Raw genomic sequence first — 13,608 nt, forward strand, 5'->3', positions numbered from 1 at the left:
GTCGTCACCGTCCTGAGTGCGGGGGCCGAAGAGCCCTAAGTCAAGGTCACCTCGGCCGCGCCGAGGGGTGGTGGACGGCGATGGCCACCGGCCGAAAGATATCAGACCCGCGTCCTACGATGTGAGCGGAACTGTCTCACTCTGTGATACGTCGGGCGATTTTGAACGAGCCCGTCGGCCCGCTAGGACAAAGAACACAATGCCGAGGGCGAAGACGAGGAGACACGTCCAGACGTTGAGGCGTTGACCCAGAATCATCGTCGCTTCGTCGGTGCGCATCTTCTCCAGGACTAGCCTGCCGATGGGATAGCCGGCGACATACAGCGCGAAGAGCTGGCCTCGGGCCAACGGCCGCCGACCGTCGACATAAATCAGGGCGATCGCCAGCAGGACGCAGAAGAACGACTCGTACAAGAAGACCGGCTGGAAGGTGCCGAGGACCACGGCATGTCCCTGAGCATCGGTGACCGCGCGGCCTGCCTCCAAGTCCCACTTGTGGATCGTCAAGCCCCAGGGAAGGTCGGTCGGCCCACCGTAGAGCTCGTTGTTGAACCAGTTGCCCCACCGGCCGAGCGCTTGGGCAAGGAGCACCCCCGGGGCCGCGGCGTCGGCGAGGTCGGCGAAGCGCACGCCCGCCCGGCGGGCGCCGATCGCCGCGCCGAGGGCACCGACGGCGATGGCGCCCCAGATGCCGAGCCCACCCTGCCAAATCTTGAGGGCGTCGATCGGGTGGCCACCCTCGCCGAAGTAGGCCTCCGGCGAGGTGACGACGTGATACATCCGGCCGCCGACGATGCCGAACGGAACCGCCCAGGTCGAGATGTCGAGCGCCGCGGTGCGTTCGGACCCGCGATGCTCCAGCCGGCGGCCGGTCAGCCACACCGCCACTACGATCCCGGCGAGGATCGAGAGGGCGTAGCCGCGGATGGCCAGGGGTCCGAGGTGGATCGCCCCGACCGTGGGACTCGGCAGCGCCGCCGGCAGCATCACGCGATCAGCCCTTGGCGGCGTCGGTGACGGCCTTGGTCAGCGCCTCCGGGGTGCTGAGCGTGAGCATCTCACCGTTCAGGATCACCGTCGGGGTGCCCTTGAAGTTCGCGATCTTGAAGGCCGCCGTATTGGTGTCCTTGATGAAGTTGGTGTACTTGCCCACCTTGACGCAGGTCTGCCACGTCTTGAGCGCATCGCCGGACAAGCCAGCGGCCGTGGCGAAGGTCGACACCTGGTCGAGCGTGACCTTGTCGCCCTCTGGGTACTGCCCGGCGTAGGCCGCGTTGTGGAACTCCATGAACTTGCCCTGGTCGAGCGCACAGAACGCGCCGTTGGCGACCATGGTCGACTGGTTTGTCCCGCGCTCGTCGAGAAAGTTGAGGATGTGATAGCTCACCTTGGCCTTGCCGGAGTCGGCGATCTCCTTGATCGCCGAGCCGAAGGCCCCCTCGAAGGCCTTGCAGTTGGGACACTGGAAGTCCTCGTAGAGCGCCAGAGTCGGCGCGCCGTCGACGAGCTTCACTGAGGCGTTGGTCACCAGGCCACCGTCGACCGACGCTCCCGCGGGGACGGAGTTGCCACCTGCGGCGACATCGCTCTCGTTGGACTTCTGATTCCAGATGACGCCGCCCACCGCAAACACGATGGCGAGGATGGCCACGATCCCGGCGATCACGATTTTGTTGGCACCGCCGGTGCTGGTGGCCTTTTGGACCGCCTGGATCTTCGCGGCGCGGTCCTGCGGCGCAGAGGAGCCACGATTCGCGCGGTTGGTGCTGGGTTGCTTGGCCATGTGCGGGTGGTCTTCCTTTGTGCTGTTGATCGGCTTCGTGCGGTTGATCGGCTTTGTGCGGTTGTTCGGTATGCCGTGCGGCGCGTCAGATGAAGCGGTTTCCCCACTTGAGCAGTTCGATGATGACAACGATTGTCACCCACGAGATGAGCCCGACGGTGAACCAGCCATGCTCAACGAGGCGCCGCGCCGTGGCCTGCGCCTTCGGCGGGAGGTACAGATTGCCTTCGAGAATGTTCCACTGGGTCATCGACGTGAACACAAATGTCGTCGACAACGTGACCAGCAGGCACCAGGGGCACAGGGCGCCGATGTTGAAGGTGGACTGGTAGAGCAGCCAGTAGGCGAAGATCACCCCGAGCAGGTAGCAGACGTTGCCAACGAACATGAACCAGCGCGGGAAGCGCACGCCGGCCAGGGACGCGACAGCGATGGTCATGACGACGGGCTCGCTGATCAGGCCGAGGAAGGCGTTCGGGAAACCGAAGATATTGGCCTGCCACGTCGAGCCGACCTTGGCGCAGTCGAGGATGGCGTTGATCGAGCAACTGAGGATGGCGTCCGGGTTCCGCGCCAGCACGATCGCGTCATAGGACAGGACGAACGACGCGATCAGGCTCAGCACCGCAAAGATCAGCATCTCGCCGAAAAGAAGGCGGCGCTTGCGTTCCGGGATCGGCGGGGCCGCCGCGTCCGACGCTGCGCGCAGGTCCAGGTCGCTCACTTTCCGGTCACAGCTTTCGCGAAGCTCGCGGCGTCCAGGCCGGCGATCGTGAAGGGCTGGCCGTCGCGCAGGATGGCCGGGTCGGCCGTGATCCCGGCCTTGACCGCGCCCGCCTCGACGGAGGCCACATAGTCGGCGAACTTCCCGTCGTCGACGCACTTCTGCCACGTCTGGTGCTGGGCCCCGGTGATGCCCGCGTCCTTGGCGAACTGGCTCAACTGCTCATCGGTCCAGCCGGCGCCCACGCTCGGCGGCTGGTTGGCGACGAGTTGGTCGTGGAACTCGCCGAACTGCCCGACCGAGGCGGCGCAGACGGCGGCCTCGGCGGCACGCGCGGAGTTATCGCCCTGATGGTCCTTGTCCAGGCCGGAGCGCAGGTGGTAGTTGACCAAGAGGTCGCCGGACTCGGCCAGGACCCGGACGCTCGGCCCGTGCAAGGTCTCGAACTGTCCGCACTCGGGGCACTGGAAGTCCTCATAGATGTCGAGCACCTTCACCCCGGCCTTCGCCGTGCCGCGAGTCAGCGTGTCGCCCATGGCCGCGACGCCGGGGGGCAGATCGGACCCGCCGGATCGGGCGATCAGGGCCCAGGCAAGGCCGGCAATCGCGACGACAGCGACGATCCCGCCGATGACGAGCGGTCGTTGTGATCGCCGCCGCGTGCGTCGGGCCGCGGCATGGCGGCCCGCTCGCGTCTGCGGCACGTCGGTCGCGGCCGCAACCGCCTGGTCCCCCTCATCCGTATGCCGCGCGGTCGCCCGGGTGGTCGACGTCTCGGTGGTCTCCACTGCCGGTAGGCCGCGCCCCGCCCCCCCGGATCGGAAGGGATAACTGGGCGGCACGGGCGGGGGCGGCGCCGCGGGGGCACTCGCCTCCGGTGCCGGTGTCTCCGGGGTCACCGTGCGCGTCCTTCCGCAACGCCAGCGGCCAGTTCGCGGGTCAGTGCCCCGAGTTTGTCGAGGCCCTCGCGCGGGGTCACGTCGAAGAAGGTCGAGACCAGGGCGGATCCGACGATCACCCCGTCGGCGAAGGCGCCCACCTGGGCGGCCTGGGCCCCGGTGCTGACGCCGAGTCCGACACAGACCGGTAGGTCGGTGACCGCGCGGGTGCGGGACACGAGGTCTTCGGCGGCGGCGCCCACCGACGAGCGCACGCCGGTGACGCCCATGACGGCCGCGGCATACACAAATCCTCGGCACGCCTCGGTGACCCGGGCCAGGCGCTCCGGGGTGGAACTGGGGGCCACCAGGAATACCCGGTCCAGGCCGGTCCGCTCGCTTGCGGACATCCAGTCGGCGGCCTCGTCCGGGATGAGGTCGGGCGTGATCAGGCCCGCTCCCCCGGCGTCCCGGAGCTCGTCGGCGAAGCGGTCGATGCCGCGGCGCAGGACGAGATTCCAGTAGGTCATCACCATCGGGGGCGCCCCGGCCGCCCGCACGGCGCGGGTGGCGTCGAAGACGTCGGCGACCCGGGTGCCGCCGGCGAGGGCCTGTGCCACGGCCCGCTGATTGGCCGGCCCGTCGATGACCGGATCGCTATAGGGCAGGCCGACCTCGACGATGTCGCAACCGTTCTCCACGAGGGTCACCATCGCCGCGATGCTGGTCTCGAGATCGGGAAAACCGACGGGGAGGTAGCCGATCAGGGCGGCGCGGCCCTCGGCCCGGCAACGCTCCAGGACCTGCGCGGTGCCGACGCTCATGAGGTCTCCTCGATCAAGCCGAACCAGGAGGCGGCCGTATGCATGTCCTTGTCACCGCGGCCGGACAGGTTGATCAGCAGGAGCGCGTCCGGCCCGAGTTCGCGGCCCACCTCGATGGCACCCGCCAGGGCGTGCGCGGACTCCAGCGCCGGGATGATTCCCTCGGTTCGGCAGAGCAGGCGGAACGCCTCCATCGTCTGCTCGTCGGTGGCATGGCGGTATTCGGCCCGCCCGACGTCGCGCAGGTAGGAGTGCTCCGGACCGACGCTGGGATAGTCCAATCCCGCACTGACGGAATGCGATTCGAGGGTTTGGCCGTCCTCGTCCTGCATCAGGTAGCTCATCGCGCCGTGGAGCACACCCGGCTGGGCGACGGCGAACCGCGCCGCATGCCGACCGGATTCAATGCCCTCGCCACCGGCCTCGACCCCGATCAGCCGCACATCGGCGTCCTCGATGAATCGGTGGAAGATGCCCATGGCGTTGGAGCCGCCGCCGACGCAGGCGATGACGGCATCGGGCAGGCGCCCGGTGAGGTCGAGAATCTGCTCGCGGGCCTCGATGCCGATGATCTTGTGGAAGTCGCGGACCATCTCCGGGAACGGATAGGGCCCAGTGACGGTGCCGATGGCGTAATGCGTGTCGTCGACATTGGTCACCCAATCGCGCAGCGCCTCGTTGATGGCGTCCTTGAGGGTTTGGCTGCCGTGCTCGACCGCGACGACCTCGGCACCGAGAATCTTCATGCGCGCGACATTGAGGGCCTGCCGTTCGGTATCGACCTTGCCCATGTAGATCGTGCAATCCAGCCCCATCAGGGCCGCGGCGGTGGCCGTGGCCACGCCGTGCTGGCCCGCACCGGTCTCGGCGATGATGCGGCGCTTGCCCATCCGCTTGGTCAGCAGGGCCTGGGCCAGGACGTTATTGATCTTGTGCGAGCCGGTGTGATTGAGATCTTCGCGCTTGAGGACGACCCGGCCGCCACCGGCGTGCGCCGCGAAGCGCGGCACCTCGGTGATGATGCTCGGGCGGCCGGTGTAGGTGCGATGCAGCCGCTCGAGCTCGGCGAGGAACTCCGGGTCGACGGCGGCCTTTTGGCGGACCTCGTCGAGTTGCTCCAGGGCAGGCACGAGGGGTTCGGGGACATAACGGCCCCCGAACATGCCGAACCGACCGGTCGTCATCGCGTCCCTCCCGCTCGTCCGGGAGCCGGGACCCCCGCCAGCTCGGCCACCGCGGAAGCCGGGTCGCCCGTGGTGACCAGCGCCTCGCCGACCAGAACGGCGGTGGCGCCCTCCGCGGCATACCGCTGCGCATCGGAAAGCCCGCCGATGCCGCTCTCGGCCACCGCCACGACGCCGTCCGGGAGCGCCGGGACCAGGCGGGCGAAGGCATCGGGATCGACGTCGAGGGTCTTCAGATTCCGGGCGTTGACGCCCAGCACCTGGGGGTCGACGGCGAGCGCGCGCTCGATCTCGGCCTCGTCGTGAACCTCGACCAGGGCGGTCATGCCGAGCTCACCGGCGAGGTCGTGGAAGCGGCGCAACTCCCCATCGGTGAGCGCGGCGACGATGAGCAGCACGAGATCGGCCCCGTGGGCGCGGGCCTCGTGGAATTGGTATTCGTCGATCATGAAGTCCTTGCGCAGGACGGGGATGTCGACCGCCGCGCGCACGGCGTCGAGGTCGGCCAGGCTGCCGCCGAAGCGGCGCTGCTCGGTCAGGACGGAAATGGCGGCGGCGCCACCGTCCGCATAGGTCGCGGCCAGCGCGGCCGGGTCGGCGATCGGCGCGAGGGCGCCCTTGCTCGGGCTCGAACGCTTGACCTCGGCAATCACGCCAAGACGGGGGCCCCGCAGTCGCTCAAGGACGGGGCGGGCGGGCGCGGCGTCGCGGGCCGCCGCGGCGACCTCGGCAAGGGAGGCACGCGCCATACGCTCGGCGAGGTCGGCTCGAACGCCCTCGATGAGGGCGTCCAGCACGGTCGCGGACGTGGCGGATTCGGGCATGAGTGGAAGGCTATCCCGCGCTCACGACAAGGCTGAGCGCGCTGCAGGCGGGTGAGACGTCAGTTGGTGTAGACGATGGGGCGCGGCGGGTTCTTGTCGCCATAGCCCATCTTGGCGAGCAGGGGCCACAGCACGGCACCGATCAGGACGATGACCGCACCGACCACGGTCACGGCGACGCTCGCCTTGAGGACGCCGAGTGCGCCGGTCAGGAAGCCGACGAGCATGACGACGACACTCACCCAGGCGGCGACGCTATTGCCATGGCCTTCGTGGTTTTCCGCGTGCATGGTGCGAACTCCTTCTCGGGATGACATTGGGGTCGATTCTGGCAGACGTATGCCGAGATGTCGGTCAGGGGGCGGTCTCGTCGAGCGTGGGGTCGTCACCGCGGTCGAGCCGATCCCAGGTGCGGAGCACGCGTTCGCCCCGGCCACCGGCGGCGTCGGACTCCCCCGGGGCGTCATAGCGCTCGGAGAGTCCGCGCCAGGATCCGGCGCTCGCGAGCGCAGCCACGAGGACGAGCCCGGTCAGGACCATCGCCACCAGGACTGCCGCGGGCCAGGCGTTGGCCTCGGCCGCCACCGGGATGCTGCCGGAGCGACCGGATTGCTGGGCCGCCACCGATCCGACGATGCTGTCGGCATTGGTCATGGCCCGGGCGCTGAGGGCGGCGAGGGCACCGGCGGCGAGCGTTGCGGTGATCAAGGTGATGCGTCGGACTACGGGGGCGGCGGTGGCCGCGGCCAGGGTGCCCGCGGCCAGGACGAGGGCGAGGGCGACGAGGCCCGGCACGGCCTGGGTGCCGGTCGCCGAGACGGTGCTCGCGCCGAGCGCGGCATCATCGACGCGTCCGGTCAACCAGATCCGGCGGCCGGAGATGACGGCCAATCCGGCCGCAAGCAGGGCGACCGGGATGACGACCCGCGGCCTGGCCCAGCGGGTCATCGGGCGGCTACTGCGCCGAGGTCACGGTCGTCGAAGCAGGTCCGCGTGCCGGTGTGGCAGGCGGCCCCGGTCTGGTCGACCCGAACCAGGACAGCGTCACCGTCGCAGTCGAGCGCAACGGAGATGACCCGCTGGATGTGTCCGGAGGTGTCGCCTTTGCGCCAATACTCGCCCCGGCTGCGGGACCAGAAGGTGACCCGACCGCTCGTCAGCGTGCGGTGGAGGGCCTCGTCGTCCATCCAGCCCAGCATCAGCACATCGCCGCTGTCGTGTTGCTGGATGATCGCCGCGACCAGGCCGTGATCGTCGCGCTTCAATCGGGCAGCGATGGCGGGGTCAAGGCCGGACGCGGGCGTTGGGGACACCCCGTCATTGTGCCAAGGCGCGGTCATGCGTCGGCGACGCTCTGGTTGGCGACCCACGAGGCGTGCAGCGCGGCATACGGTCCGGATTGGGTGACGAGTTCGCGGTGGGGGCCCCGCTGCGCAATGCGGCCGTCGGCGACCACGATGACTTCGTCGGCGGCCTGAGCCGTGGAGATCCGGTGGGCGATCGCGATCGAGGTCCGGCCGCGGGCCAACGAATCGAGAGCGTGCTGGATGCGGACCTCCGTGGCCGGATCGACCGCCGAGGTGGCCTCGTCGAGGACGAGGAGGTCGGGATCGGAGAGGTAGGCCCGCGCGAGCGCGACGAGTTGGCGTTCCCCGGCGGACAACGACTCCCCACGCTGGCCCACCTGGGTCTCCAGTCCCTGAGGCAGACTGGCCGCCCACTCGGCAAGGCCGAGTTCGCGTAGGGCGCTGGCGACCTCGGCGCGACCCGCCGGGGCGCCGAACCGGATGTTGTCGGCGACCGTCGCGTCGAAGAGAAAGCCCTCCTGCGGCACCAGGACCACGCGCTCGCGCAGTGAGGAGAACCGCACCGTCCGCAGGTCGTGGCCGTCGAGGCGCACGACGCCGGAGGTCGGATCCATCAGGCGGGTCAGGAGCTTGGCGAAAGTCGACTTGCCCGATCCCGTCTCCCCAACGATGGCGATTCGCCGGCCAGGGGCGATGTGCGTGGAGACGTCGCGCAGGACGAGGTCGCCCTCGGGATAGGCAAAGTCGACGTGGTCGAAGTCGACGGTCACCGGGCCACGCGGCAAGTCGATCCCGTCGTCGCCGGGGTCGGCGACATCGGCAGGGGTGTCGACGATCTCGATGACGCGGCGCCACCCGGCGACGGCATTCTGGAGTTCGTTGAGGTTCTCCGTCGCCATCTGCACGGGCTGGGTGAACAGGCCGACCAGGAACAGGAAGGCCAGCAACTCCCCCAGCGTCATCCGGCCGCCGGCCGCCAGCGCGGTGCCGACGACGAGGACGACGGCCAGGGTGACTCCGGCGACAAACTGCCCGGCCGAGAAGGCGATGGAGGAGCGAATGTGCGCCTTGGTGGCGGCCTGTCGGTGCTCCTCGATCGCGACCCCGATCCGCTCGGCGGTGCGATCCTCCACCCCGAAGCTGCGGATCGTCGCGGCCCCGACGACGCTCTCGGAGACCGCAGCCAGCAGGTCACCGACGCGTTCGCGCACTTGGCCGTAGGCGAAGCCGAGCGAGCGCTGCAATCGGCGCACGACGATGAGCAGCGGGACGAAGCATCCCCAGGTCACGGCCGCGAGGATTGGGCTGTAGTGCGCCATCAGCGCGGTCGCCAGCAGGATCTGGCCGAGGGAGACCAACAAGATGATGCCGCCGAATTGCACGAACTGGCTGATGGTGTCGACGTCGGAGGTGACGCGCGAGACCATCGAGCCGCGACGTTGCGAACTCTGAGTCAGCATCGACAGGTCGTGCAGGTGCCGGAAGGCCGTGATGCGCAGGGTGGCCAGGCCCGACTCCGCGGCACGGAACAGGCGCACATTGAGCAGGTAGGTCGCGCTTGACGTGACCACCAGTGCGGCGAGGGCGAAGCCGATGGCCTTCGTGACGACGCCGGTGTCGATTCCGCCGGGGGCGAGCAGCCCGTGATCGGTGACGCGCTGGACCACGATCGGGATGATGACGCGCCCGGCGGTGGCCAGGACCGCCAACGTCAGGGTCAGCCATAACCCGCGGGCGAGTTCCGGGGAGAGTTGCAGGCCGCGGCGCACGATTCCCCAGGTATTCAGGGGCCGGGCGGTCGGGGTCGGCGCGGCGGGCGTCGCTGGTGTGGTGGTCACGCCCGTCCGCCGATCGCCTCGACCGCGTCGCGATCGCCCGGGGTTGTCTCGTCCGCCGAGTCACCGGCGCGTCGCGCGGCGTCCTTGGCGTATGCCGTGACCAGCCGCCGGTAGCCCGGGCTCCGGTCCATGAGGTCCTCGTGGGTGCCTTGGTCACTCAGGCGCCCGGATTCGAGATAGATAACCTCGTCGGCGAGGGCGATCGTGGACATCCGGTAGGCCACGACCAAGAGCGTCATGCCGCCGGACCCCACCCCCAGCTCGGTCAGGATCGCTTGTTCGATGCTCGGGTCGACCGCACTGGTTGCGTCGTCAAGGACCAGCAGCCGAGGGCGCCGCACCAGGGCCCGGGCCAGCGCGAGCCGCTGCCGTTGGCCGCCGCTCAGACTGGTGCCGCGCTCCCCTACTCGGCTGTCGAGCCCGTCCGGCAACGCGGCGACGAAGCCGTCAGCCTGGGCGATGCCCAGGGCGGCCCAGACGTCGGCGTCGGGGAGTCGGGCGCCGAGCGTGACGTTGCCGCGGACGGAGTCGTCGAAGACGAAGGTGGATTGCGGGACGAGGGCCGCCTGTGCGGCCAAGACGCCGGGCGCCAGGGAGCGCAGGTCGCGGCCGTCGAGACGGACGCGGCCTCGGGTCGGGTCGACCAGTCGCACGACGAGCGAGGCCAGTGTCGACTTGCCGGATCCAGTGGCCCCGACGACGGCGACCGTCGAGCCCGCCGGGATCGTGAAGTTCACGTCGCGCAGGGCGCTCGGCGGTCCCGCGGCGCTGGTCGCCAGATCGTCCTCGTCGAGCGCATAGTCGTAGCCCACGTGCTCGAAGGTGACTTCGGCACCGCCGTCGGCCGGGGATGTCGGGGCGTGTGCGCCATACTCCATCGCACCTTCGGCGGACAGGACCGCGGCGACCCGATCCCAGCCGACGAGAGTTCGAGGAATCTCGCCGAGAACCCAGCCAAGGGCGCGCACGGGGAACGCCAGGACCGAGATGAGGTAGGCGATCTGGACCACGTCCGCGGTGTCGGCGGCACCGCTCACGGCGCGGTGGGCACCCACGGCGAGGACAGCCAGGATCCCGAGCGTGGGGATCGCTTCGATGATCGGGTCGAAGGCGCCGCGGGTGCGGCCGACCGCGATGCCCGCGTCACGGAGCCGGTGACTGACATCAGCGAATCGCGCGGCTTCCAGGTTCTCCCGGCCCATGACCTTGACCAACAGGGCGCCTTCGACGCTCTCGTGCGCGACTTCCGCCACGTCCGCCCGCAGTTGTTGGGCCCGCGTCACGCGCGCGCTCATCCGGCGCTGGAAGATCGCGTTGGCGACGAAGAGCAGCGGGAAGATCACCAGCCCGATCAGGGCCAGGACCGGATCGACGAGGAACATCTGCACGGCGCCCGTCAAGAGCATCACGATCACGCCGAGGGCCATCGGCAAGGGCATGAAAATGCCCCACGCCGCCTCCACGTCAGCGTTGGCGTTGGACAGCAGTTGCCCCGACGGGTGCCGGTGGTGCCATGACAGCGGCAGCCGAAGGTATTGGCGGGTCACCTTGCCGCGATAGTGCGCGGCGACGTTGAACATCGTGAACCCGCCCGCGATCCGGCGCAGCAGCACACCGACGGTCGTCAGGATGACGACCGCCAGGATGGTGCCGCCGATCACGGCCGCCCGACGAGGGGTCAGCGTGTGCTCGGCGATTGCGGGCGTGACCTGAGTGCGGGTGATCCAGCCGACCGCCCACGCGGTCGCGGCGGTCATCACGCCATACAGCGCGCTGCCAGCAACGGCCAGAGTGAACAGCCGCGGCTGGGCGCGGACGCCGAGCGCGACAACCTCGGCGGCCCGGCGGAAGGTGCCGGTCAAGCGAGCCCGAGCTTGCTCGCCCACAAGGCCGAGATAGCGTCGGCCGAGCCGACCTCCTCGATGCGGGCGTGGGCCCGACGACCGTATGCCGCGAGCACCAGTTCCGAGGGCAGCCCGTCGAGCGCGACATCCCCCTGCGGAGTCACCGGCTTGGCGCGATTGCGGCCGTACGGGCTGATCAATTCCACCCCGACCCGGCTGCGCCGGAACATCAGGCGGGAGGCGCGGGTCAGAGCCGTCCAAATGGCCTGCTCTTCGGCGCGCGGCAGCTCGCGCGGCTCCCACTGCGGCGCGGCGCGGCGCACGTCCTCGTGGTGGATGAAGAACTCGATCAGGTTGACGAGTTCGTCGATCGGGCCGAGCGCGGTCGGCGAATAGATCGGCGGGCCCGTGCGCACGGCCTCGACCAGGTCGGGCCACGGCTGCTTGCGGATGGCGCGCACGGCATTCTTGGCGTAGCCCCCGACGATGGGCAGCATCGGGCCGACGATGAGGTCTGGGCGACCGTCGCGGACCACCAGGTGTGTTGCCAGGTGCGAGGTGGTCCAGCCCTCGCACAACGTCGGGGCATCGGGGCCCACGACGAGGAACTCGTCGCAGAGCTGGTCGCGCTCGGTCTGAGCGAAGGCAGTCATGGTGTCAATCTTGCCTGACCGCCGAGGCTCACCGTCACCGCACGGGGTGGCCGTGCGCGCGGATCGACTCTTTGACCTGGGCGATGGTCAGGGTGCCGAAGTGGAATACGGAGGCGGCCAGGACCGCATCGGCGCCGGCGTCCAGGGCCTCGGCGAAGTGCTCCGGAGTGCCCGCCCCGCCGCTGGCGATCACCGGAATGGATACTTCGCGGCGCACCAACTCGATGAGTTCAATGTCGAAGCCGGCCGTCGTGCCGTCGGCATCCATCGAGTTGAGCAGGATCTCCCCCGCGCCGAGGTCGGCGGCCCGGGCGCACCAGGCGATCGCATCGATGCCGGTGCCCCGGCGCCCACCGTGGGTGGTCACTTCGAAGTCCCCGAGCGGCATACCGGCCTCGTCGCGGCGACGTCGGACGTCGGCGGACAGGACGAGGACTTGCGCACCGAACCGGTCGGCCACTTCCGCGATCAGTTCGGGGCGCGCGATGGCGGCCGTGTTGACCCCGACCTTGTCCGCCCCGGCACGCAACAGGCGGTCGACGTCCTCGACGGAGCGCACGCCACCCCCGACCGTGAGGGGGACGAAGACCTCCTCCGCGGTGCGACCGACGACGTCATACATCGTCTGCCGCTCGGCGGTGCTGGCCGTGACGTCGAGGAAGGTGATCTCGTCGGCGCCCTGCTCGCCATACCGGCGGGCCAACTCCACGGGATCGCCGGCCTCGCGGAGGTTGGCAAAGTTCACGCCCTTGACCACGCGCCCGGCGTCGACGTCGAGACAAGGAATCACCCGCGCCGCCAGACTCATGGGACAACCCTAAGGCGGTCGTCCCACGAGTCTGGTGCGCGGGTGATTTCAGTCAGCCCTCCGGGGTCACGCCCGAATCGTCACCAACCGATGGACTTCAGCAGCGCGAGGGACACGGGGCCCTGGCTGCGGATGGTCTCGCCGTCGCCGATGGCGTAGGTCATCAGCGAGTTGGGGTTGCCCTTGGGGAAGGCCTTCTCGTCCAGGTGCGAGTAGCTGCTGCCGCGACGGAACCCGGCCGGCGCGTAGAGCTTGGCGGCCTTGCCGGCATTGGCGCTGCGGACCTTGGCGCTGTCGAAGAAGACGTTGTTGCTGGTCAATGCGCGGCCGAGCTGGGCCGAATTGTTGGGCATCTTCCACAGCAGGGGGCTCGTCTTGGTGGAGCCGAGCCGGGTGAAGCGGTCATAGGGGCTGTTGAAGCCCTGGAGTTGGACCGTGCCCTTGCCGTTGGTGACATTGCCGAAGCCGAGGAAGCCGACCCCGTGGCCGATCTCATGCATGACGACCGACTGGAAGTCGTACTTGCCGACCGGAGCCGGTCCTGTCCCGAAGTGCCAGTTGCTGAAGTTGCTGCTGAAGCGCGCCACAATGTCGGGTGCCGGATTGAGATTGCGGCCGGCCTTCTTGTTGGCGATGGCGTCGACACAGAGCATCCCATTGCACTGCCACGCGTAGCTCGGGCCCGCCGAGCCCAGAATGTTGGCCCCGAGCGGCTCCCAGCTGGCGCGAACGGTGATCGGCACCGGCGAGCTGAGCTTGCTCGCCCAGGCGTTGAGCGCGCGCTGGAAGGCCGCCTTGGCCGCGGGGGTGAAGCCCACGTAGGTGACATTGAACTTCACGGTCGGCGCGGCTTTGGCGTCGGCGGTGTCGGCCGGGACCAGACTGGGCGCGTCGGAGGCCGGGCCGGCGTAGACCGGCACCTGGACGCCGATGCCGGCGGG

The 13,608-nt window shown here is 69.4% G+C and carries 15 protein-coding genes; all 15 read right to left on the bottom strand.

Annotated elements, in window-relative coordinates:
* Positions 1 to 114: 114 nt before the first annotated feature.
* Complete coding sequence (gene lgt, locus BN13_RS05065; protein WP_048544957.1) at positions 115 to 987, bottom strand: prolipoprotein diacylglyceryl transferase; 873 nt, start codon at positions 985 to 987, stop codon at positions 115 to 117.
* Between the two features lie 7 nt (positions 988 to 994).
* Positions 995 to 1,783 (bottom strand): DsbA family protein, encoded by a 789-nt coding sequence (locus tag BN13_RS05070; protein ID WP_048544958.1) that lies wholly within the window; start codon positions 1,781 to 1,783, stop codon positions 995 to 997.
* Between the two features lie 85 nt (positions 1,784 to 1,868).
* Entirely contained in the window at positions 1,869 to 2,507 is a 639-nt protein-coding gene (locus BN13_RS05075; RefSeq protein ID WP_235433944.1) for a vitamin K epoxide reductase family protein, read from the bottom strand.
* Positions 2,504 to 3,295 carry a DsbA family protein gene (locus BN13_RS05080; protein WP_048544960.1) on the bottom strand — a complete coding sequence of 264 codons (792 nt, stop codon included), beginning with the start codon at positions 3,293 to 3,295 and terminating at the stop codon, positions 2,504 to 2,506. The genes BN13_RS05075 and BN13_RS05080 overlap by 4 nt, the downstream gene beginning before the upstream one ends.
* 107 nt (positions 3,296 to 3,402) lie before the next feature.
* Positions 3,403 to 4,209 (bottom strand): tryptophan synthase subunit alpha, encoded by an 807-nt coding sequence (gene trpA, locus BN13_RS05085; protein ID WP_048544961.1) that lies wholly within the window; start codon positions 4,207 to 4,209, stop codon positions 3,403 to 3,405.
* Positions 4,206 to 5,393, bottom strand: coding sequence for a tryptophan synthase subunit beta (gene trpB / locus BN13_RS05090; RefSeq protein ID WP_048544964.1), 1,188 nt, complete (start codon positions 5,391 to 5,393; stop codon positions 4,206 to 4,208). The genes trpA and trpB overlap by 4 nt, the downstream gene beginning before the upstream one ends.
* Positions 5,390 to 6,217 (bottom strand): indole-3-glycerol phosphate synthase TrpC, encoded by an 828-nt coding sequence (gene trpC, locus BN13_RS05095; protein ID WP_048544966.1) that lies wholly within the window; start codon positions 6,215 to 6,217, stop codon positions 5,390 to 5,392. The genes trpB and trpC overlap by 4 nt, the downstream gene beginning before the upstream one ends.
* 59 nt (positions 6,218 to 6,276) lie before the next feature.
* Positions 6,277 to 6,507 (bottom strand): HGxxPAAW family protein, encoded by a 231-nt coding sequence (locus BN13_RS05100; RefSeq protein WP_048544967.1) that lies wholly within the window; start codon positions 6,505 to 6,507, stop codon positions 6,277 to 6,279.
* A gap of 64 nt (positions 6,508 to 6,571) precedes the next feature.
* Positions 6,572 to 7,165 carry a Trp biosynthesis-associated membrane protein gene (locus BN13_RS05105; RefSeq protein ID WP_048544969.1) on the bottom strand — a complete coding sequence of 198 codons (594 nt, stop codon included), beginning with the start codon at positions 7,163 to 7,165 and terminating at the stop codon, positions 6,572 to 6,574.
* Complete coding sequence (gene hisI, locus BN13_RS05110) at positions 7,162 to 7,557, bottom strand: phosphoribosyl-AMP cyclohydrolase (RefSeq protein WP_048544971.1); 396 nt, start codon at positions 7,555 to 7,557, stop codon at positions 7,162 to 7,164. The genes BN13_RS05105 and hisI overlap by 4 nt, the downstream gene beginning before the upstream one ends.
* Positions 7,554 to 9,362 carry an ABC transporter ATP-binding protein gene (locus BN13_RS05115; protein ID WP_048544973.1) on the bottom strand — a complete coding sequence of 603 codons (1,809 nt, stop codon included), beginning with the start codon at positions 9,360 to 9,362 and terminating at the stop codon, positions 7,554 to 7,556. The genes hisI and BN13_RS05115 overlap by 4 nt, the downstream gene beginning before the upstream one ends.
* Positions 9,359 to 11,224, bottom strand: coding sequence for an ABC transporter ATP-binding protein (locus tag BN13_RS05120; protein ID WP_048548900.1), 1,866 nt, complete (start codon positions 11,222 to 11,224; stop codon positions 9,359 to 9,361). The genes BN13_RS05115 and BN13_RS05120 overlap by 4 nt, the downstream gene beginning before the upstream one ends.
* The gene (locus BN13_RS05125; protein ID WP_048544975.1) at positions 11,221 to 11,859 is read right to left on the bottom strand and encodes a TIGR03085 family metal-binding protein; all 639 of its coding nucleotides are present in this window, start codon (positions 11,857 to 11,859) and stop codon (positions 11,221 to 11,223) included. Before BN13_RS05125 ends, BN13_RS05120 begins: the two co-directional genes overlap by 4 nt.
* Positions 11,860 to 11,893: 34 nt before the next feature.
* A complete protein-coding gene (gene hisF, locus BN13_RS05130) occupies positions 11,894 to 12,667 on the bottom strand; it encodes an imidazole glycerol phosphate synthase subunit HisF (protein ID WP_048544977.1) in 774 nt (257 codons plus the stop codon).
* 80 nt (positions 12,668 to 12,747) lie between these two features.
* On the bottom strand, positions 12,748 to 13,608 hold an 861-nt coding region (locus tag BN13_RS05135; RefSeq protein ID WP_048544979.1), incomplete at its 5' end, for a hypothetical protein.

It is taken from the genome of Nostocoides jenkinsii Ben 74 (genome assembly GCF_001046875.1).
Classification (GTDB): Bacteria; Actinomycetota; Actinomycetes; order Actinomycetales; family Dermatophilaceae; genus Nostocoides_A; species Nostocoides_A jenkinsii.